This window comes from Streptomyces sp. NPDC102402, from assembly GCF_044765765.1.
Lineage (GTDB): Bacteria > Actinomycetota > Actinomycetes > Streptomycetales > Streptomycetaceae > Streptomyces.
This window is the reverse complement of the sequence record NZ_JBIWKR010000007.1, coordinates 1-20,424: the sequence shown is the minus strand read 5'-3', so window position 1 is coordinate 20,424 and position 20,424 is coordinate 1. Positions and strand designations below refer to the sequence as shown.

Genomic DNA, 20,424 nt, shown 5'->3' with positions numbered 1-20,424 from the left:
GCCCGACCCGCCGCCCCCACCAGCTGCCCGCCCGCCGCCTGAACGACGAGAGTCCGCCGCCATGTACGAGTTGTCCCGGGTCCGCCTCTACTCCATCGGGCCCGCCGGTGCGCGCTACGCCGACACCGTGCTCGACCTGCGCGGAGTCGGCGAGCCCGTGCCCAGGCCCGCGCCGGCCCAGGCGGAGTTCTTCGAGGACGAGCCCGTCGGCCCCCCGCGCCGCCCCGCGCCCGCCGGCGTCCTGTTCCTGGAGAACGGCGGCGGCAAGTCGGTCCTGCTCAAGCTGATCTTCTCGGTGATGCTGCCGGGCCACCGCAACACCCTGGGCGGCGCCAGCTCCGGCGTTCTGCGCAAGTTCCTGCTCGCCGACGACTGCGGACACGTCGCCCTGGAATGGCAGCACACGCTCACCGGCGAGTGCGTGGTGGTCGGCAAGGTCAGCGAATGGCGCGGCCGCCAGGTCTCCAACGACCCCCGCAAGTTCGCCGAGGCCTGGTACTCCTTCCGCCCCGGGCCCGGTCTCAGCCTCGACAGCCTCCCCGTCGCGGAGGCCACCTCGGTGGGCCGCCCCGCCGAAGGCGTCTCGGGAGCCCGTGGCAGGCGCCGCACGATGAAGGGCTTCCGCGACGCCCTCACCGACGCCGGCAAGTTCTACCCGCACCTGGACGTGCACTGGGAGGAGATCCACGACCGCTGGAACGAGCACCTCGGCGACCTCGGGCTGGACCCCGAACTCTTCCGCTACCAGCGCGAGATGAACGCCGACGAGGGCGAGGCCGCCGGTCTCTTCGCCGTGAAGAAGGACTCCGACTTCACCGACCTGCTGCTGCGGGCCGTCACCGACACCCGCGACACGGACGGCCTCGCCGACCTCGTCAGCGGCTTCGGGAACAAGCTGGGCCGCCGGGCCGAGCTCACCGCGGAGTGCGAATTCACCGAGGGGTCCGTCGACCTCCTGGGCCGGATCGTCGAAGCCACCGCGACGAGGGCCCTCAGCCGGGACGTCCACGCCGGTGCCGAGCGGCGCACCCGCACCCTCGCCCGCCGGCTCTCCGGCCGCGCAGCCGAGGAACGGGTCCGGACCTCCGAACTAGCCGAGCAGGTCACGGCCACGGCCCACACCGTCACCGAGGCCGAGACCGCCCGTGGCCACAGGGACCTGATCGCCGCAGAACTGGCCTACCGGCACGCCTCCCTGGCGCTGACCGCCGCAGAGAGGAGCGCGGCAGCCCAGCGCCGCGAGCTGGTCGAGGCGCGCACCCTGCACGCCGCCTGGCAGGCCGCCGAAGCGGTCCTGCGCCACCGCGCCGCGGCCGACCGCTCGGCCCGCGTCGCCGTCGCCATCCGGGAGGCCGAACGCGACGCGGCTCCCGCCCTCGCCGCACGGGCCACGGCCGCCGCCGACCTCGTACGCGCCCTGCACACCGCAGCCGAGGCGGGGGAGAGGGTGGCCGACGAGGAGGAGGAGCGCTCCGCGACCCTCCAGACCACCGGTGAGACGGCGCACCGCGACGCCACCACCGCCGCCACGGAGGCCCAGCGGGCCCGCAGCGAGGCAGGCCACCTGCGCCAGCGCCTCACCGAGGTCGAACAGGAGACCGCCGAAGCCGTACGGGCGGGCTGGCTCGACGACACCGCGCCGGACGCCGACCCGGCCCGCGCGGCCCTCGCCGCGAACGACGCCGAGAGGACCGCCGTCGCCGCCTGGGACACCGCGCGGGAAGCCGCCCGGTCCACCGCGGACCGGGCCAGGGAAGCCGCGGCGGCGGAGAGCCGTACCGAGCTCGCCGCGGCCCGTGCCGCCGACGCCGCGGGAGCCGCCGAACAGTCCTACGAGGCCGAGCGCAGGGCCGCCGAGTCGATCGCCGCCGACCACCGCCTCGCCGACCTCCTGGGCCTTCCCGCGGCAGCCGGCGTCCCGCGCCCCCGCCGGGGCACCGCCGCCGTCGACGAGAGCGGCGACGCCGCGCCGGAGGCCCCGGAGGACCCCCAGGCGCTCACGGCCGAGGAGTTCGACAGCAGCGCCGACGAACTGCGCGAACTCCTCGACCAGGGCATCGCCACCGCGGAACGCAGGCTGTTCGACCTGCGCACCGCGGCCGCCGACGACTCACGCATCCTCGGCGCACTCGGAGACGGCGGCCTGCTCCCGCCGGGACCCGACGTGCTCGCCACCGTCGAATACCTCGGCGAGCAGGGCATCCCCGCCCTGCCCGGCTGGCGGTACCTCGCCCAGGCCGTCGACCCCGCCGACCACGCCGCGGTCCTGGCCGCCCGGTCCGAACTCGTCGACGGCGTCGTCATCACCGACCCGGCCGCGCACACCCGCGCCCGCGAGGTGCTCGCCGCCGCCGCGCTACTGCCCCGGTCGGCCGTGGCCGTCGGTACCACCGCGGCTCTCCTGGCACCCGTACCGGCATCCGGCGGCGCCGGTGCGGACGACGTGTTCCTCGTCCCGCCGAACCCGGCGATGCACGACGAACTCGCCGCCGACGAGGAACGCCAGGCGCTGAGGGCCCGGGCAGCCGCGCGTGACGAGGACATCCGGTCGCTCGCCGCCCGGCTCACCGCCGACCGGTCGCTCGCCGCCCGCATCGGCTCCTGGCGCGCGGACTGCCCGCCCGGCATGCTCGCCGAGCTCGGCGCAGCCGCCCGTACCTCCCGTGCCGCGGCGGAAACGGCGCAGGCCGCCCTCGCGGAGGCCCGCGCCGAGCGCGCCGAGGCGGACGAGGCCGCCGCGGACGCCGCACGCGTCCGCGACGAGAGGCAGGAAGCGGCCCAGCGCGCCCGACGCGCCGCCGACGCGCTCGCCGGGCTCGCCCACCGCCTCCGCGACCGGGCGGGCTGGCAGGCGCGTCTGCGCGAACTGACGGACGAGGCAGCGGAATCCGAGGCACGCGCCACGTCGTGCCTGGAACGGGCACGTGCCGCCGACGAGGACCGCAGGGCGGCCCAGCGTGCTGCGGACGACGCCCACCGCACCGCCCGCGCCCTGCGTGCCGAGCGCGCCGAGATCGCGGGCGTGCCGGAGACGCTGCCCGAGCCCGACGCCTCCACCGCGCGTACCTCCCTGCCCGCCCTGCGCGAGGCATACCGGGCGGCCTCCCGGCTGTACGAGAAGGTGGGCGTCGGAGCCGACCTGCGTGCCGAGCAGGCCCGCGCCGAGAGCGACGAGAGCGCCGCCCTGGCCGAGCTCGACCGCCTCACCAACAAGGTCCGCACCCGCGCCGCCCAGCTCCTCGAGGGCACCGACGGCGCGGACGGCCCCTCGCGGCAGGCGGCCTCGGCCCGCGCCGAGTCCCACGTCCAGGTCCTGGAGACCAGGGCGTCCACGGCCAGTGAGCAGCTCGGCCGGCTGCGCGGCGAGGCCGAGCGCCTCGCCCCCGCAGACGAGGCGCCCCACCACACCGAGCTCCCCGACGAGCTCGCCCCGGCCGACGCCGACCAGGCCCAGACCCTCCTCCGTACGGCCACGGCCGAGCTGGCCTCCGCCACCGCCGCCCTGGACACCGCGCGCGCCGCCCACGCCGAACTCCTGCGCGCCCACCGCACCGCCGAGGACTCCGCGAGCGGGTTCGACGAGACCGCCGCACTCCTGCGCGACCTCCTCAGGGACCACGGCGCCGAGGACGAGACCGAGACCCCCGACCCGTACCCCGGCACCCTCGACGAGGCCAGGCAGTCGGCCGCCGAGGCCCGCCGCTCCCTGCGAGGCTGCGCAACCGACCTCTCGGCCGCGGAGAGCGCCGTACGCGAGGCCGGCGACGTCCTCGTCCGGCACGCCAACTCCACCCGCTACGAGCAGGTCCGCACCCCGGCCCGGCAGCAGATCAGGGAACTCCCGGCGGCCTCACTGCCCGACCACGCCGCGAAGTGGGCCGCGGCCTTCGCGCCCAGGCTGCGCGTGCTCACCGACGAGCTGGCCCAGCTGGAGCGCAACCGGGACTCCATCGTCGACCGGCTCCGCGGCCTGGTGGACTCGGCCCTCACGACGCTCCGCTCCGCCCAGCGGCTCTCCCAGCTGCCCGAAGGCCTGGGGGAGTGGTCAGGCCAGGAATTCCTCCGGATCCGCTTCGAGGAACCCGACCAGGCCACGCTCACCGAGAGGCTCGGCGAGGTCATCGACGAGGCCACCCACGCGGCCCTCAAGAAGAACTCCGACCTGCGCAGGGACGGCATGTCCCTCCTGCTGCGCGGCGTCCAGGCGGCGCTCCGGCCCAAGGGCATCGCCGTGGAGATCCTCAAGCCGGACGCGGTACTGCGCGCCGAGCGCGTCCCGGTCGGACAGATGGGCGACGTCTTCTCCGGCGGCCAGCTGCTCACCGCGGCCATCGCGCTGTACTGCACGATGGCGGCACTGCGCAGCAACGACAGGGGCCGCGACCGGCACCGTCACGCGGGCACGCTCTTCCTCGACAACCCCATCGGGCGTGCCAACGCCACGTATCTCCTGGAGCTGCAGCGTGCGGTCTCCGATGCGCTGGGGGTCCAGCTGCTCTACACGACCGGCCTGTTCGACACCACGGCGCTGGCCGAGTTCCCGCTCGTCATCCGGCTCCGCAACGACGCGGACCTCCGGGCGGGGCTCAAGTACATCAGTGTCGAGGAGCATCTGAGGCCGGGGCTGCCCCAGCAGGACCCCGAGGGCGAGACCGTCCACGGTGAGATCACGGCGACCCGCATGTTCAAGCGGAGCGCCACCGCGAGCGGGGCCGCGTCCGCCGTCCCGGAGATGCGCACGGAGATGACGGACGCGCGGAGCGGGACGGCCCGGTCCTCGGAGCAGCGGTAGAGCAGAGGCCGGGCGCGGCGGGGCCGGCCGGCCCCGCGCGGGTGCGGGCGGTCAGGCCCGCGAGAGCCGGCCCTCGCCCCGGCGCCGTATCCGGTCCTCCGCGCGCACCCGGGCCCGGGCGGCGCGCCGGGCCACCCGGCGCTCCCGGCGCATGCGGCGCGCCGTGCTGCTGGGCACGGACACCACGCCGTGGCGCTGGTTCCACACCTGCCGGGTCACCCAGACGTCCAGCACCGACCACGTCGCGACCACTGTGCCCGCCACACCGCTCAGCACCATGGGGAAGGCGAGCCACGAGCCGGCGAGCGTGCACAGGAACGCGACCACGGCCTGGATGATGGTCAGCGACATGATGAGGACGGCGCGCACCGCGGCCGTCCGCACGGGATCCGGCATCCTCCGCCGTATCGCGGGTTCCTCCACCCACAGCTGCCGCGGGATCTCGGCAGCCGCCGGGGCTTCCCGTGACGCACCCGCCGCTCCCCGTGACGCACCCGCCGCTCCCCGTGACGCACCGGCGGTTCCGCCGGCTCCCCGTGACGCACCGGCGGCAGGCGCCTGCGGCGTGCCCCGGCGCTCTTCCGTGTCCAAGGTCCTTCAACTCCCCACCACTGTCCGACTCAAGGGTGGCTGCCCGGCTCACGCCCGTTCTACGCGGGCGGAGCCGCTCGCCTGTCACACGTACCCCCGTGAGGTTCTTCTGCCCCGTACGTGTGGACGAACGCCAGGCGGCGAAGATTCCCGCCGGTAGGTCGCAACCAGCCCCAAAGGGTCACGGAACAAAGAATTCCAGCCAACTGCCTTGTGGGGATGCACCGCGTCCGGCCTGGAGTTCTCTGTCGCTTTCGCGAACTTCCTCTCAGGGAATACCAGGACAACTGGTGAGCAACTCCGGGGCGAACGGCCGGAAAGCGTCCGGACACGTCTTCGAGTTACCGGCAAGTCAGTAGTAGGCTCGCGCCGTTTGTTGACGGAACACCGGCCGGTGCGCGGTGGACCGTCGCAGGAACACCGGAACAACCTGGAAAACCGGGCAGCCGGAACCACCGGGAACCGACACGACCACCCCGCGCGTGCGGGGCCGAGCTGGGGGAGGCCATGCGCTTTCGCGGGAAGTCCATCCGCAGGAAGATCGTGGCGTTGCTCCTGGTGCCGCTCGCCTCCCTCACGGGTCTCTGGGTCTTCGCCACCTACGTCACCGGCCGCGAGGCCGGTGAGCTGATGGGCGCCAGTGCCATCGTGGAACAGGTCGGCCACCCCCTGGAAGACACCATCCGCGCCGTCCAGAGCGAACGCCGCCAGACACTCGTCTTCCTCGCCGACCCCCGGGCCTCGGACGCCCTGCCCCTGCTGCGCGGCAGGCGTGCCGCGACCGACCGGGTCGTGGCCGACGTCAGGCGGAGCGCGAGCAGCAAGGACATCCGGGACAAGCTGAGTCCGGAGTCGGAGGCCAGGCTCGACTCGATCCTCAGCGAGATCGACGGCCTGGACGCACTGCGCGGCTCCGTCGAGAAGCGCACCATCGACCGGACCAGGGCCCTCGACTTCTACAACGGTCTCGTCGACCCCTGCTACCGCTTCCTGAACGGTCTCCACACGATGGAGAACGTATCGATGGACAAGCAGGTCCGGGCCCTGGTCGGCATCTCCCGGGCCCGCGAGATGCTCTCCCGCGAGGACGCCCTGATCGCTTCGGGCCTCGTCGCCGGGCGGCTCGGCGCCCCCGAACTCCGCGTCGTCTCCGACCTCGCCGCCAGCCGCACGCTCCTGTACGAGGTCAACCTCGAGCTCCTGCCGGGCAGTGAACGCGCGCGCATGGAGCAGTACTGGCGCAGCCCCGACACGGAGCCGCTGCGGACCACCGAGCAGGCTCTCATCGCCGCCGGCCCCGTCACGAAGCCGGGCGCCGTCGACGCGGAGCGCTGGCAGGACGTGGCCCCGCCCGTCCTGGAGCACCTGGCCAACGACGGCACCGAGATGTCCAACCGCTTCCAGGACCGCGCGGAACCCGCCGGCTACCGCGTCCTGGTGCGGGCGGGCGTCGCCGGTGTCCTGGGGTTCGTGGCCCTGCTCGTCTCCGTCTTCGTCTCCGTACGCGTGGGACGTGAACTGGTCCGCGACCTCTCACGGCTGCGCAAGGACGCCCACGAGGTGTCCGGGGTACGGCTGCCCAGCGTGATGCGGCGCCTCGCCGCGGGCGAGCAGGTCGACGTGGAGACCGAGGCTCCCCACCTCAGCTACGAGCGCGACGAGATCGGCCAGGTCGGGCAGGCGCTCAACACCCTTCAGCGGGCCGCCGTCGAGGCCGCGGTCAAGCAGGCGGACATGCGCCGGGGCGTCTCCGAGGTCTTCGTCAACCTCGCCCGCCGCAACCAGGTGCTCCTGCACCGTCAGCTGACCCTCCTGGACACCATGGAGCGGCGCACCGAGAACAGCGACGAGCTGGCCGACCTCTTCCGCCTCGACCACCTCACCACCCGCATGCGTCGCCACGCCGAAGGCCTCGTGATCCTCTCCGGGGCGGCCCCTTCCCGGCAGTGGCGGAAGCCCATCCAGCTGATGGACGTGGTACGGGCCGCGGTCGCGGAGGTCGAGGACTACGAGCGCGTCGAGGTCCGGCGCCTGCCCCGCATCGGCGTGGGCGGCCCGGCCGTCGCCGACCTCACCCACCTGATCGCCGAACTGCTGGAGAACGCCACGGTGTTCTCGCCCCCGCACACCGCGGTCCAGGTGCACGGCGAACGGGTGGCCAACGGCTTCACGCTGGAGATCCACGACCGCGGCCTCGGCATGGCACCGGAGGTCCTCCTGGACGCCAATCTGCGGCTCGCCGAGACCCCCGACTTCGAGCTCTCCGACACCGACCGCCTCGGTCTCTTCGTCGTCAGCCGTCTCGCGCAGCGGCAGAACGTCAGGGTGTCGCTGCAGGTCTCACCGTACGGAGGCACGACCGCGGTCGTCTTCATTCCCGCGCAGCTGCTCACCGACGCCCCCGACACCCACGGCACCGGCTTCCGCCTGGACCGGCGTGCCGAGAAGGCGATCGGAAGCGGCCGGCCGGGCAGCGACGCGCCCGGCAGCGACAAGGCCCGCAGGGACGGCGTCGCCGACACGAACATCCCCGGCAGGCCCTCCGGGCTCGCACCGGTCCCTACCGGCCTCACCGACCCGTCCGTGCTCGACGGCCCCGTCGAGCTCGAAGGCCCGGTGGGAAGCCTCGGGTTCGCCGACAGGGCGCTCGACCGGGAGCTCGATCCGGCGCTCGGCCCGGTCCTCGACGGGGTGTCCGATCTCGAGGACACCGAGAGCGAGCGGGGCGGCATCTTCAGGGCCCGCGATCTGCGCAGGGAAGCCGACCGGGAACAGCACCAGCAGGCCTTCGACGCGTCGGACGGCCGCTCCGCCGACGTCCGGCCGATGCGGCCCGCCGGCCCGGTGCCGCTGCCCCGCCGCAAGACGCCGACGCTCGTCAGCGACCAGGGCCGCCGGATCGGGGACGGAGCCCGCTCCCACCGGAGCGCACCCGACAGCCTCTCCCCGTCCCCCGGCTCCGGATCCGCCACCGAGCCCGACCCGGGAGCCTCCCCGGCCGACGCGGGCCGGGCCCGGGCCAGGTCCGCCTCGGAGCCGTCCGCGACGGACACGGTCGGCGGCCTTCCCCGCAGGGTCCGGCAGGCGAACCTCGCCCCACAGCTCCGGGAGGACTCCGCAGGGCGGACTTCCGGCCACGCCGCCGCGGACACCGACGACGACCTCGAACGTGACGCGGACGACGTACGCAATCGCATGGCCTCGCTCCAACGCGGCTGGCAGCGCGGCCGTCGGCAGAATGCCGAGGACGCGACCGGCCCCGGCGAGACAGCACCAGGAACCACTCCGGGAGGGGACGGTCGATGACCGCACCGAACGCCGCAGCACATGACGCCGCACGCCAGGGCTCCGGCCCGCTCAACTGGCTCCTCGACGAACTCGTCGAGCGCGTCGCGAGTATCCGCAAGGCGCTGGTCCTGTCCAGCGACGGCCTCGCCACCGGCACGTCCCAGGACCTGACGCGCGAGGACAGCGAGCACCTGGCCGCCGTCGCCTCCGGGTTCCACAGCCTCGCCAAGGGCGTGGGCCGCCACTTCGACGCCGGCCGGGTCCGGCAGACGGTGGTCGAGCTCGACGAGGCCTTCCTCTTCGTCACCGCGGCCGGCGACGGCAGCTGCCTCGCCGTCCTGGCCGACTCCGACTCCGACGTCGGACAGGTGGCGTACGAGATGACCCTGATGGTCAAGCGCGTGGGAGCCCACCTGGCCAACGCACCCAGGACCACCGGTCTGCCCGCCGGAGGGTGAGGCGAGGGGATGAGCGCAGACTCCGCCCGGGACGCCGTGTCCGGATCACAGCCCGTTCCCACCGAAGCGGGCTCCTCGCGCTGGTACGACGCCGAGGCGGGGCCGGTGGTCCGGCCCTACGCGATGACCCGCGGGCGGACCAGCAGCGCGTCCCGCCATCGCCTCGACCTGATCGCGATCGTCGTCCCCGAACCGGCGGCCGACGATCCCGGCCGGGACCAGACGCTCTCCCCGGAACACGTGGAGATCGTCGAACTGTGCAGCGACATGCCCCAGTCGATCGCCGAGCTCGCCTCCGGACTGGACCTCCCCGTCGGGGTGGTCCGTGTCCTGGTCGGTGACCTCGTCGAGGACGAGCTGGTGCACGTCACCCGTCCCGTTCCGCCGGCCGAGCTGCCGGACGAGAGCATTCTTCGCGAGGTGATCAATGGCCTTCGGGCGCTCTAGCCGCAAAAGGCGGCACGTCGAGCCCGTCACCCTGAAAATCCTGGTCGCGGGCGGTTTCGGCGTGGGCAAGACCACCCTGGTGGGCGCGGTCAGCGAGATCAGACCGCTGCGCACGGAGGAGAGGCTGAGCGAGGCCGGCCGCCCCGTCGACGACGTGGCGGGGGTCGAGGGCAAGAACACCACCACGGTGGCCATGGACTTCGGCCGCATCACCCTGCGCGAGGACCTGGTCCTCTACCTGTTCGGGACCCCCGGACAGGACCGCTTCTGGTTCCTCTGGGACGAACTGGCCCAGGGTGCCCTGGGCGCCGTGGTCCTCGCCGACACCAGGCGACTGGAGGACTGCTTCGCCGCGGTCGACTACTTCGAACGCCGCTCGATCCCGTTCACGGTCGCCGTCAACCTCTTCGAAGGCGCCGAGAGGTTCCCCCCGGAGACGGTCCGCGCGGCGCTCGACCTCGACCCCGAGGTGCCGGTGCTGCTCTGCGACGCACGCGACCGGTCCTCCGTACGGGATGTGCTCGTCGCGGTCGTGGAGCACGCCATGCTCCGGGCCGGCCGACTGCGCGAGCCGGCCGGGACCTGACGGCCCTCCCACCCGCACGTGACACGGCCCGCACCCCCGCCGACGGGGGTACGGGCCGTGTCACGTGCGGTGCTCAGCAGCGGGCGTGGAGCGAGCGGTCACCCGAGATGACGGCCCGTCAACCCCGGTCGCTCCCAAGGGATCACGCGTTCTTCTCGAGCCACTCCGCGGCGGTCGCGGCCAGTTCCGCGTCCCGTCCGGCGAGCATCATCCCGATCATCTGGGCGTCGCCGCGCAGCGACCACGCGGGGTGCCCGAACGTCGCGGGGTTGTTCTTCTCGATGAGGAAGTGCGCGGGCCACGCGGTGCCGTACCCGATCAGGGGCAACGCCAGCGCGTACCGCTTCCGACCGCGCGCCAGACCGTAGGCGGTGATGGCCAGCCCGGTCAGGGTCCCGGTCAGATGGACCCACCGGGTCGCCGCCCGGGAGTGCATCGCGACGTAGTAGGGCCAGAACTCTTCGTACGAATCGAACGTCTGTGGTGACATGAGGGCACCGTAATGGCTCGATCGGCAACCGGAAACGCCAGTTCCGCGTCCGAAGAGGAGAACGGGCGGCCGGAGCCCACGGGGGTGGTCCCGGTCGCCCGTTCCTGCCCTCAGTGACCGGCGACGGAGCGCCTGGCCACCGGGAAGTCGAAGTAGGTGTCAGGGAAGAGCTCGGGCTTGTAGGTGAAGTGCCACCACTCCTCGGCCAGATTCACGAAGCCCAGGCCGGTGAGCCTCTCCTTGAGCAGCTGCCGGTTGGCGCGCTGTGCCCCCTGGATCCGCGGGTCGTCCGTGTGCGACAGGGTGTCGAAGCAGTCGTACCCCGTGCCCATGTCGACCGAGTTGTCGGGGAAGCGCTCGCCCTTCGGCCCGTAGCACGGAGCCAGCCTCTCGCCCGGCACGTACGGCCGCGTCGGCAGCGCGGGCAGCTTCACGATCGTGAGGTCCACCGTGCTGCCCCGGCTGTGGCCGGACTTCTCCGCGATGTAACCGTCCTCGAACAGCCGCGTCTTGTCGACCTCCGGGTAGAACTCGTCCTTCATGGCCTGGTCGTCGAGGTCCTTCGCCCAGCGCACGAAGTGGTCCACGGCCCGCTGCGGCCGGTAGCAGTCGTACACCTTGAGGGAGTAGCCCTCCCGCAGGAGGCTCCGCTGGGCCGTGCGCAGCGCACGGGCGGCGGGCCGCGTCAGGATGCAGACGGGCTGCCGGTAGCCGTCCACCGGCTCTCCCATGAAGTTGTGCGCGGTGGTGTAGCGCATCTCCGTGATGATCGTCGGATCGACGGAGCGGAGGTCGACGAACTCCGGCGGAGCCTTGGGCTCCGGTCTGGCCACCGCCACCGGGGCGGCGGCGGTCACGGCGAGCAGAGCGGCGCCGGCGGAGGCCAGGGCGCGGAGGGCACGAGCAATTCCTGTCATGGGCACACCGTTTATCAGCTCCGGTGCCACAAGAGAAGAGTGATCGGATACAGTCCGGCCGTGAAGGACTCCCACTGCGGCAGCTGCGGGACCCCGTACGCCGCCGAAGCCTGGCCCCGCACCTGCGCCGCCTGCGGTCACACCGCCTACCGCAACCCGCTGCCCGTGGCCGTCGCCCTGCTGCCCGTCACCGGACCGCGGAGCACCGGACTCGTCGTCATCACCCGCACCATCCCACCGCACCGCGGCGGGATCGCCCTCCCCGGGGGGTTCATCGACGGGACCGAGGACTGGCGCCACGCCGTCGTACGCGAACTGCGCGAGGAGACCGGTATCCCGGCGGACGGGGCGGACGTGCGCCTCGCCGACGCCCTCAGCTCCCCGGACGGTCACCTACTGCTCTTCGGACTGCTCCCGCCGCGCCCCGCCGGGGAACTCCCGCCCTCCGCGGCGACGGACGAGACCGCGGGATACGACGTGCTGCGCACCCCGGTCGAGCTCGCCTTCCCGCTGCACACCAGGGCCGTACGCTCATGGTTCGCGGGCGCCTACGGCTGAGCCGGCTCCGGCAGCCCCCGTACCCGGACCGGATACGGCACCGGCCCCTCCTCACCGTCCCGCTCGACCGTCACCCGCCCGGCCAGGAGCCGCGACGTGTAGCGCTCCACCTCGGCCGTCTCCCACCCGTCACCCATGTCCCGCACGACCAGACCGCCCCCGGTACGCCCCACGGGCGGAGCCCACACCTCCAGCTCGACACTCCCGTCCGCACCGCGCACCGGGATCACCGCCCCGGCCCGCGCCAGCACCGGAACGCGCGACAGCGGCGCGTCCACCACCACCTGGCCCGGCCCCTCGTACGCCCGACCGGTCGCCGTGTCGTACCAGCGCCCGCGCGGCAGCCGGACCGGCCTGCGGTGCGTGCCCTCGTCGAGCACCGGGGCGACCAGCAGCGCATCGCCCAGGAGGAACGCGTCCTCGCAGTCCCGCAGCTCCCGGTCCCCGGACGCCCCCCACCACAGCGGCCGCACGTACGGCGCGCCGGTCAGCCGGGCGAGCTGCGCCAGCGTCACGAAGTACGGGCGCAGCCGCTCCCGTTCCTCCAGCGCCCGCCCGGCGTGCGCGAGCACCTCCGGGCCGAACTCCCACGGCTCCCCGCCCTCCGCGCCGATCGCCGCACGGGTACGGAACAGAGGCATGTACGCGCCCAACTGGAACCAGCGCAGATACAGCTCCGGCGACGGCGACCCGTCGAACCCGCCGACATCCGGCCCCGAGTACGGCACCCCGCAGAGCCCGAGCCCCAGCACCAGGGCCAGCGAGGCCCGGAGCCCCGGCCACCCCGTGGCCACGCCACCGGACCCGGCGCCCCCGTACCGCTGCATCCCCGCCCAGCCCGAACGGGAGAACAGGAACGGCCGCTCCTCCGGGCGCAGCCGTCGCAGGCCCTCGTACCCGGCCCTCGCCATGGCCAGGGCGTACACGTTGTGGGCCTCCCGGTGGTCCCCGCCACGGCCCTCCAGCGCGTGCCGGGCCGAACGGGGCAGTGACGGATCCCCGAAGGCCGAGAACGACACCGGCTCGTTCATGTCGTGCCACACCCCGGCGAACCCCAGGGCGAGCCGCTCCTCGTACAGCGCACCCCACCACTCACGCACCAGCGGATCGGTGAAGTCCGGGTAGACGCACTCACCCGGCCACACCTCACCGAGCACCGGTCCCCCCTGCGGATCCCGGACGAACGCACCCTCCGCACCCACCTCCAGTCCGCTGTCGAACACGGCGTTGCCCGACGCCGCCCGCACCGCCGGATCGACGACCGACACCAGCCGGACACCCTCCTCGCGCAGCTCCTTCGCCAGCCGGGGGAGACCGGGGAACCGCTCCCGGTCGACCGTGAACACCTGATGCGCGTCGTAGTGGCCGGTGTCCAGATGCAGCGCCGACAGGGGCAGCCCCCGCTCCCGGTACCCCTCCACGGTCCGGCGCACCTCCCGCTCGCTCCCGAAGCCCGAACGCGCGTGCTGCGGACCCAGGGCCCAGGACGGCGGCAGTGCCGGCGCCCCCGTCAGCGCCGTCCAGCCCTGGAGCACTCTGGCCGGCGTGCCCGCGACCACCCAGCAGCGCAGCGGACCGCCGTCCATCCGCACCTCGCAGGTGCCCGGCCGGTCATGACCCGACCCGGCGCCCTCCCGCCCCTCCCGGAGCGCCACCCGGCCCGACCAGGAATTGTCGTGGAAAGCCAGGTGGGTCCCCGCGTCGGAGACCACCACCTGCACCGGCATCGTCAGGTACATCGGATCGTCCCCGGGTCCGGAACGCCCTCCCGGGCCGGTGTTCCAGAGCCCGTACGTCCCCTCCCGCAGCCTCGGGCCCCCGGCACGCCCGCCCAGCCCGAAGAAGCGTGCGTCGGCCGGGACCTCGGATCGCTGGACCCACCGTGCCTCGCCTCCCTCCACCGGCTCCCACCAGCGGGGCGGCAGCTCCCGGCGCAGCAGGACCCCGCCGGGCGTCCGCAGCTCCACGGCCCCGTGACGCGACACGACGACCCTCAGCCGCTCAGACACCACCTGCCAGCCGCCGTTCGTGTCCGGCTCCAGCCGTGCCCTCGGGTCCGGCTCCGGCCCTGCCTCCGGCAAGGCGTACGAGGGCAGAGGCGCGGCGCCGTCCCAGGCCCAGAACACCGCGCCGCCCACGGCCACCCGGACGCACAGCTCCGAGCGGGCGAAGCGCACGACGCCACCGCCCGGCCCGGGCTCCGCGCTGACCAGAAGACCAGGCACACGCGCCCTCTCCGCACCCCGCGGCGCGAGCGCCCGCGCATCCGCACGACGCCGCCGCCAGGCCGAGCGCACCGTACGCATCCCCTGCACGGAACCGACCATTCTCACCGAGCGCACCAGGTCACGACCATCCATGCCGGTCACCCTGCCACCTGGCCGGACCGATGCGTGCTCCGTTCAGCTTCCGTTCACCTGTGGCTCCGCCACACAGCCGGACACGCAACCATGGCGGGGGGACCCTGGTGCGCAAGACGATCACATGGCATCGTCCGTAACTGCCGTTCACGCGCACACCCCAGCCCGTGCGCGCGACGCACGCACACCCCGCGTACACCCCGAAAGGCCAGGGAGCCCCCATGACCTCAGCAGCCGGCGAAGCCCCCCTCTGGCAGCCCCAGCCCGAGCGCGTCGAGGCCGCGGCCGTCACCCGCTTCCAGCGATGGGCCGCCGGCCGCCACGGAGCGCCCGCCGACGGCGGCTACGCCGCCCTGCACCGGTGGTCGGTCGAGGAACTCGACACCTTCTGGCAGGCCGTCGCCGACTGGTTCGACGTACGCTTCTCCACCCCGTACGAGGCCGTGCTCGGCGACCGCACCATGCCCGGCGCGCAGTGGTTCCCCGGAGCCACCCTCAACTACGCCGAGCACGCCCTGCGCACCGCGGACGACCCGCTGAGGGCGGACGCCCCCGCCCTTCTGTACGTCGACGAGACCCACACGCAGATCGCCGTCAGCTGGTCCGAACTCCGCCGTCAGGTGGGTTCACTGGCCGCTGAACTCCGCGCCCTCGGCGTCAGCCCCGGCGACCGGGTCAGCGGCTACCTTCCCAACATCCCGCAGGCGGTCGTCGCGTTCCTCGCCACCGCCGCGGTCGGCGGGGTCTGGACCTCCTGCGCCCCCGACTTCGGCGCCCGCAGCGTCCTGGACCGCTTCCAGCAGGTCGAGCCCGTCGTCCTGTTCACCGTCGACGGCTACCGCTACGGCGGCAAGGAGCACGACCGCACCGAGACCGTGGCCGAACTGCGCGGCGAACTCCCCACCCTGCGTGCGGTCGTCCACATCCCGCTCCTCGGCACGGACGCACCCGAAGGCGCCCTCGAATGGTCCGAGCTCACCTCGTCCGACACCACCCCGGCCTTCGAACCGGTTCCCTTCGAGCACCCCCTGTGGGTGCTGTACTCCTCCGGAACGACCGGACTCCCTAAGGCGATCGTCCAGTCCCAGGGAGGGATCCTCCTCGAACACTTCAAGCAGCTCGGACTGCACTGCGACCTCGGCCCCGACGACCGCTTCTTCTGGTACACCTCGACGGGCTGGATGATGTGGAACTTCCTCGTCTCCGGCCTGCTCACCGGCACCACCGTCGTGCTCTACGACGGAAGCCCCGGACATCCGGACGTCAGCGCCCAGTGGCGTGTCGCGGAACAGACCGGCGCGACCCTCTTCGGCACGTCGGCCGCCTACGTCATGGCCTGCCGGAAGGCGGGCGTCCACCCGGCCCGCGACCACGACCTCAGCCGGGTCCAGTGCGTCGCCACCACGGGCTCCCCGCTCCCGCCCGACGGGTTCCGCTGGCTCCACGACGAGTTCGGCGACAGCGGGGCCGACCTGTGGATCGCGTCCGTCAGCGGCGGGACGGACGTCTGCAGCTGCTTCGCCGGTGCGGTCCCCACGCTGCCCGTCCACATCGGCGAACTCCAGGCCCCCTGCCTCGGCACGGACCTCCGGTCCTGGGACCCCGCGGGCGAGTCCCTCATCGGTGAGGTCGGCGAACTCGTCGTCACCGCCCCCATGCCCTCCATGCCGGTCCGGTTCTGGAACGACCCCGACGGCAGCCGCTACCACGACAGTTACTTCGACATGTACCCCGGAGTCTGGCGTCACGGGGACTGGATCACCCTCACCGACCGGGGCTCGGTGATCATCCACGGCCGCTCCGACTCCACCCTCAACCGTCAGGGTGTCCGCATGGGGTCCGCCGACATCTACGAGGCGGTCGAGCGGCTTCCCGAGATCCGCGAGTCCCTCGTCATCGGCCTGGAGGAGCCCGACGGCGGCTACTGGATGCCCCTGTTCGTCCACCTCGCCGAGGGTGCCACCCTCGACGACGCGCTCCGCGACAGCATCAAGCGCGCCATCCGCGAGAACCTCTCCCCGCGCCACGTACCGGACGAGGTCATCGAGGTCCCCGGCATCCCGCACACCCTCACCGGCAAGCGCATCGAGGTCCCGGTCAAGCGGCTCCTCCAGGGCACGGCCCTGTCCAAGGCGGTCAACCCAGGCTCCATCGACAACCTCGAACTCCTCCACTTCTACGAGGACCTCGCCCGCAAGCGCCGCTGAGCCGGCGGGACCCGGCCCGTTGTCAGTCCCCTTGATTACGCTGAGTGAGCATCGATCGACAGTGCACAGGGGGACTCATGGCGCACATCAAGCAGACCAGGCGCGGACGGCAGCGCTCCGCCACATCCATGCGACGCGCGCTGCGCCGCGAAGCACCCACGACCGTCGGCCTCCTGGTCGACGCCGAGGACTTCGCGGCCATGCGCCACTACCGGACCTTCACCTTCGACGACCACCCGGAATACCTGCGGCAGGTGGAAGGCATGCTGCGGACGCTCACCGGCCAGGGCCTGCACACCACCGTCGCCCTCTTCGACCCGGAGGACTACGCGGAGTTCTGCGCCGAGGCGGGACTCGACCCCGACGCGCACACGAGCCGTAGCCGGTTCACCGCGGAGATCGCCGCGGCCGGCGCCACCGTCGCCTACACCGGCCAGCCGCTCGACACCGTGATCCCGCTGCTCGTCTCCCGGGCCGTCCGCCGTGCGACATGGGAGTACGCCACGACGCTGTTGGCCGGCCTCGGCGACTGCGCGGACTGCGGGCAGGACATCGGCAGGGCGGCCTTCGACCGGGCGTCCCATCTGCTGATGCGGCTGCTGGACACCGCGGGCCCCGGCTCCCACCACGTCGTCTGCAGTACCCCCACGGAGCACGAGCAGCTCCTCGCCGTCCTGCGCACCTCCCGGGACACCGACGGCCCGGCCTGTCTCCCGCCTTCGGAAGGGGCGGAGTTCGCCACCGTGCTCGCCGTGGGGGTCGCGCTCGAGACCCAGGGAGGCGTGGTCCTGCGCACGACGGCGCCGGACGTCCCGGACCGGGTGCACGGCTGGCGCCTGCACCGCGGAAGCCTGCTCCCGCTCACGGCGGGAGAGGTCTTCAGCGCCTACTGCACCGACGCGGACACGGGCGAACCCGTGTCGCCGGAGTCAGGGGTCGAGTACTGCGCGGGATTCGACCTCGGTGCCGACGAACCCGAGGCCCATCGCTGACAGACGGAAGGGGTTCCCACCGGGACGGCGGGAGCCCCTTCACATCCGACAGCGTCCGGACGGCGTCACTCGCCCGACAGCACCGCCTGCGCCGCCAGGCGCGCCTCGTCGGCGGAGTCCGCCGCACGCGCGGCGGAGGCCGCACGCTCGCACTGCGCGAGCGTGTGCTTCGCCAGCGTCGCCCGCACGTAGGGGATGGACGCCGCACCCATCGACAGGGAGGTGACACCCAGGCCGGTCAGCACACACGCCAGCAGCGGGTCCGAAGCGGCCTCGCCGCAGACACCGCAGCTCTTGCCCTCGGCCCTCGCGGACTCGGCGGAGAGAGCGACCAGGTCGAGCAGCGCGGGCTGCCACGGGTCCTGCAGCCGCGACACGGCGCCCACCTGACGGTCCGCGGCGAAGGTGTACTGAGCCAGGTCGTTGGTGCCCAGCGACAGGAACTCCACCTCCTGCAGGATCGAACGGGCCCTGAGCGCGGCGGACGGGATCTCCACCATCGCCCCGAACTTCGCCTGCAGCCCCGCCTCACGGCAGGCGTCCGCGAACGCCTTCGCGTCGGCGCGGTCGGCCACCATCGGAGCCATGACCTCGAGGTACACGGGCAGCCCCTCGGCGGCCCTGGCCAGTGCCGTCAGCTGGGTCCTCAGCACCTCGGGGTGGTCCAGCAGACTGCGCAGACCACGCACACCCAGCGCGGGGTTCGGCTCGTCCGCCGGCGTCAGGAAGTCCAGGGGCTTGTCCGCACCGGCGTCCAGCACCCGCACCACGACACGCCCCTCGGGGAACGCCTCCAGCACCGCGCGGTAGGCCGCGATCTGCTTCTCCTCGGACGGCGCCTGCTTGCTGTCGTCGAGGAAGAGGAACTCCGTGCGGAACAGCCCGACGCCCTCGGCACCGGCCTCCAACGCCGCAGGCACGTCACCGGGACCGCCGACGTTGGCGAGCAGCGGCACCTTGTGACCGTCGGAGGTGGCACCGGGACCGGTCACGGCCGTCAGAGCCGCCTTGCGGGCAGCGGAGGCGCTCTCCATCTCGGCGCGCTTCTCCGCGCTCGGCTCGACGAAGAGCTCACCGGTGCTGCCGTCCACCGCCACGACCGTGCCCTCGGCGATCTCACCCGCTCCGGGGAGAGCCACGACGGCCGGCACTCCGAGCGCCCGGGCGAGGATCGCGCTGTGGCTGGTCGGCCCGCCCTCCTCCGTCACGAAGCCCAGGACCAGCGTGGGGTCGAGCAGGGCCGTGTCCGCGGGGGCCAGGTCACGCGCGATCAGCACGTACGGCTGGTCGCTGTCCGGTACACCCGGCATCGGCACGCCGAGCAGCCGCGCCACGATCCGGTTCCGCACGTCGTCGAGGTCGGCGACGCGCCCCGCCAGGTACTCCCCGGCGTTGGCCAGCAGAGCCCGGTAGGCGGCGAACGCGTCGTAGACACCGCGCTCGGCGGTGCTGCCGACGGCGATACGACGCTCGACGTCCGCGATGAGTTCGGGGTCCTGCGCCATCATGGCCTGGGCCTCGAGCACGTGCTGTGCCTCGCCCCCCGCCAGGTTGCCGCGCGCGATGAGGTCGGCCGCGACAGCTTCCACGGCCTGACGGGCACGTCCCTGCTCGCGCTCGGCCTCCTCGGCGGGAATCTGTTTGGCCGGCGGCTCGAGGACCGCCGTACCCATGTGCCGAACTTCGCCGATCGCCACACCGTGGCTCACGCCGACGCCTCGCAGCGTTGTCTCCATTTCACCCGTCTCCGATTGTGCGGCGACTGTGTCACCGCGGTGGATGCCCAACTGGCTCGTTACTGCGCCGAGGGTGTCACTGCCAGCCGAACAGCGTCTCGCCGACCTTCACGTCGCCGTCCTCACGGACGTCGGAGAGGGATTCGGCGGTGGCCTCCAGGGCCACGACCGGACAGATCGCGGACTTGCCGGCCGCCTCCACGCCGGCGGGGTCCCAGCGGACGATGCCCTGACCGCGGGTGACCGTGTCCCCCTTGTTCACGAGCAGCTCGAAGCCCTCACCGTTGAGCTGCACGGTGTCGATCCCGAGGTGCGTCAGCACGCCGTGTCCCTGGTCGTCGACGACGACGAAGGCGTGCGGGTGGAGGGAGACGACGATCCCGTCGACCGGCGAGACGGCCTCGGAGGGCTCGCGCACGGGGTCGATGGCCGTGCCGGGGCCCACCATCGCTCCGGAGAAGACGGGGTCGGGAACCGCGGTGAGTCCGATGGCGCGGCCGGCAAGAGGGGACGTCACTGTGGTCATGGAGAGCCTCCCAGGCGTGGGGATCCGTATTGGTCAACCGCCACGACTGATGGAGGGCGGCGTGCGTACTGATCAGCAGCGTAAGTCATATGAAGTCCCGGTTCCGCCCGAGAGCTACCGGTTGGCCGACCTAGGGGCGCACCGGAAAGGATTTGCCTCGTCTCCCAGCGGCCTGTACTGTCGTACCCCTGCCTGACCCCAACACGGACTTCTAGTCCAGGATCGGCAGCGGCTCTCCAAACCAGACTGTAACTCTGATTGAGCTCTCGCATGCTCGCGAGACCGCCGGTCAGAGGAACGGAAAAGGCCTGATAGAGTCGGACTCGCCGGAAAGGGAAACGCGAAAGCGAAGAACTGGAAAGCGAATGAGCAGGATCCCGTTTCGACCGGGAATCGGACACGAAAGAGTCTGATAGAGTCGGAAACGCAAGAACAGAAGGGAAGCGCCCGGAGGGCCCCGGTGAAACGGGACCGAA

Annotated in this window: 14 protein-coding genes; 8 read left to right on the top strand and 6 right to left on the bottom strand. The window is 72.8% G+C overall.

Going from position 1 to position 20,424, the window contains the following annotated elements:
* Window positions 1–61 precede the first annotated feature (61 nt).
* Complete coding sequence (locus ACIRJR_RS21085; RefSeq protein ID WP_403782928.1) at window positions 62–4,792, top strand: hypothetical protein; 4,731 nt, start codon at window positions 62–64, stop codon at window positions 4,790–4,792.
* 51 nt (window positions 4,793–4,843) lie between these two features.
* On the opposite strand, the gene ACIRJR_RS21080 is transcribed toward ACIRJR_RS21085, so the two are convergent.
* Complete coding sequence (locus tag ACIRJR_RS21080; RefSeq protein WP_403782925.1) at window positions 4,844–5,383, bottom strand: hypothetical protein; 540 nt, start codon at window positions 5,381–5,383, stop codon at window positions 4,844–4,846.
* A 507-nt stretch (window positions 5,384–5,890) separates the two neighbouring features.
* On the opposite strand from ACIRJR_RS21080, the gene ACIRJR_RS21075 reads away from it, so the two are divergent.
* From ACIRJR_RS21075 to ACIRJR_RS21060, 4 genes are read left to right on the top strand one after another with little or no spacing between them, the layout of a single operon-like run.
* On the top strand, window positions 5,891–8,689 hold the full coding sequence (locus ACIRJR_RS21075) for a nitrate- and nitrite sensing domain-containing protein (RefSeq protein WP_403782922.1): 2,799 nt from the start codon (window positions 5,891–5,893) through the stop codon (window positions 8,687–8,689).
* Window positions 8,686–9,129: a roadblock/LC7 domain-containing protein gene (locus ACIRJR_RS21070; protein WP_403782919.1), complete on the top strand. Its 444-nt coding sequence runs from the start codon at window positions 8,686–8,688 to the stop codon at window positions 9,127–9,129. Before ACIRJR_RS21075 ends, ACIRJR_RS21070 begins: the two co-directional genes overlap by 4 nt.
* A 9-nt stretch (window positions 9,130–9,138) precedes the next feature.
* Complete coding sequence (locus ACIRJR_RS21065; RefSeq protein ID WP_403782916.1) at window positions 9,139–9,576, top strand: DUF742 domain-containing protein; 438 nt, start codon at window positions 9,139–9,141, stop codon at window positions 9,574–9,576.
* Window positions 9,557–10,162 carry a GTP-binding protein gene (locus ACIRJR_RS21060; protein WP_403782913.1) on the top strand — a complete coding sequence of 202 codons (606 nt, stop codon included), beginning with the start codon at window positions 9,557–9,559 and terminating at the stop codon, window positions 10,160–10,162. Before ACIRJR_RS21065 ends, ACIRJR_RS21060 begins: the two co-directional genes overlap by 20 nt.
* A gap of 142 nt (window positions 10,163–10,304) precedes the next feature.
* Here ACIRJR_RS21060 and ACIRJR_RS21055 read toward each other — a convergent pair whose 3' ends face one another.
* Window positions 10,305–10,652, bottom strand: coding sequence for an Mpo1-like protein (locus ACIRJR_RS21055; protein WP_403782910.1), 348 nt, complete (start codon window positions 10,650–10,652; stop codon window positions 10,305–10,307).
* A 110-nt stretch (window positions 10,653–10,762) separates the two neighbouring features.
* Window positions 10,763–11,569: a M15 family metallopeptidase gene (locus ACIRJR_RS21050; RefSeq protein WP_403782907.1), complete on the bottom strand. Its 807-nt coding sequence runs from the start codon at window positions 11,567–11,569 to the stop codon at window positions 10,763–10,765.
* 60 nt (window positions 11,570–11,629) lie between these two features.
* Between ACIRJR_RS21050 and ACIRJR_RS21045 the strand changes: the two genes are divergently transcribed.
* Window positions 11,630–12,127, top strand: a complete 498-nt coding sequence (locus ACIRJR_RS21045) for an NUDIX domain-containing protein (RefSeq protein WP_403782904.1) — start codon at window positions 11,630–11,632, stop codon at window positions 12,125–12,127.
* On the opposite strand, the gene ACIRJR_RS21040 is transcribed toward ACIRJR_RS21045, so the two are convergent.
* Window positions 12,118–14,487 (bottom strand): glycoside hydrolase family 31 protein, encoded by a 2,370-nt coding sequence (locus tag ACIRJR_RS21040; RefSeq protein ID WP_403782901.1) that lies wholly within the window; start codon window positions 14,485–14,487, stop codon window positions 12,118–12,120. The genes ACIRJR_RS21045 and ACIRJR_RS21040 overlap by 10 nt on opposite strands.
* A gap of 221 nt (window positions 14,488–14,708) precedes the next feature.
* Here ACIRJR_RS21040 and ACIRJR_RS21035 point away from each other — a divergent pair, with 221 nt between their 5' ends.
* Entirely contained in the window at window positions 14,709–16,694 is a 1,986-nt protein-coding gene (locus tag ACIRJR_RS21035; protein ID WP_403782898.1) for an acetoacetate--CoA ligase, read from the top strand.
* 77 nt (window positions 16,695–16,771) lie between these two features.
* Window positions 16,772–17,686 carry a hypothetical protein gene (locus tag ACIRJR_RS21030; protein WP_403782895.1) on the top strand — a complete coding sequence of 305 codons (915 nt, stop codon included), beginning with the start codon at window positions 16,772–16,774 and terminating at the stop codon, window positions 17,684–17,686.
* 65 nt (window positions 17,687–17,751) lie between these two features.
* On the opposite strand, the gene ptsP is transcribed toward ACIRJR_RS21030, so the two are convergent.
* Complete coding sequence (gene ptsP / locus ACIRJR_RS21025; RefSeq protein WP_403782892.1) at window positions 17,752–19,422, bottom strand: phosphoenolpyruvate--protein phosphotransferase; 1,671 nt, start codon at window positions 19,420–19,422, stop codon at window positions 17,752–17,754.
* 76 nt (window positions 19,423–19,498) lie between these two features.
* Window positions 19,499–19,948: a PTS glucose transporter subunit IIA gene (locus ACIRJR_RS21020; protein WP_033304207.1), complete on the bottom strand. Its 450-nt coding sequence runs from the start codon at window positions 19,946–19,948 to the stop codon at window positions 19,499–19,501.
* Window positions 19,949–20,424: the final 476 nt, after the last annotated feature.

Bases quoted from the DNA above. Each gene is read 5' to 3' on its own strand.
- ACIRJR_RS21085 (WP_403782928.1), top strand. From the start codon at position 62: ATGTACGAGTTGTCCCGGGTCCGCCTCTACTCCATCGGGCCCGCCGGT.
- ACIRJR_RS21075 (WP_403782922.1), top strand. From the start codon at position 5,891: ATGCGCTTTCGCGGGAAGTCCATCCGCAGGAAGATCGTGGCGTTGCTC.
- ACIRJR_RS21070 (WP_403782919.1), top strand. From the start codon at position 8,686: ATGACCGCACCGAACGCCGCAGCACATGACGCCGCACGCCAGGGCTCC.
- ACIRJR_RS21065 (WP_403782916.1), top strand. From the start codon at position 9,139: ATGAGCGCAGACTCCGCCCGGGACGCCGTGTCCGGATCACAGCCCGTT.
- ACIRJR_RS21060 (WP_403782913.1), top strand. From the start codon at position 9,557: ATGGCCTTCGGGCGCTCTAGCCGCAAAAGGCGGCACGTCGAGCCCGTC.
- ACIRJR_RS21055 (WP_403782910.1), bottom strand. From the start codon at position 10,652: ATGTCACCACAGACGTTCGATTCGTACGAAGAGTTCTGGCCCTACTAC.
- ACIRJR_RS21050 (WP_403782907.1), bottom strand. From the start codon at position 11,569: ATGACAGGAATTGCTCGTGCCCTCCGCGCCCTGGCCTCCGCCGGCGCC.
- ACIRJR_RS21040 (WP_403782901.1), bottom strand. From the start codon at position 14,487: ATGGATGGTCGTGACCTGGTGCGCTCGGTGAGAATGGTCGGTTCCGTG.
- ACIRJR_RS21035 (WP_403782898.1), top strand. From the start codon at position 14,709: ATGACCTCAGCAGCCGGCGAAGCCCCCCTCTGGCAGCCCCAGCCCGAG.
- ACIRJR_RS21030 (WP_403782895.1), top strand. From the start codon at position 16,772: ATGGCGCACATCAAGCAGACCAGGCGCGGACGGCAGCGCTCCGCCACA.
- ptsP (WP_403782892.1), bottom strand. From the start codon at position 19,422: ATGGAGACAACGCTGCGAGGCGTCGGCGTGAGCCACGGTGTGGCGATC.
- ACIRJR_RS21020 (WP_033304207.1), bottom strand. From the start codon at position 19,948: ATGACCACAGTGACGTCCCCTCTTGCCGGCCGCGCCATCGGACTCACC.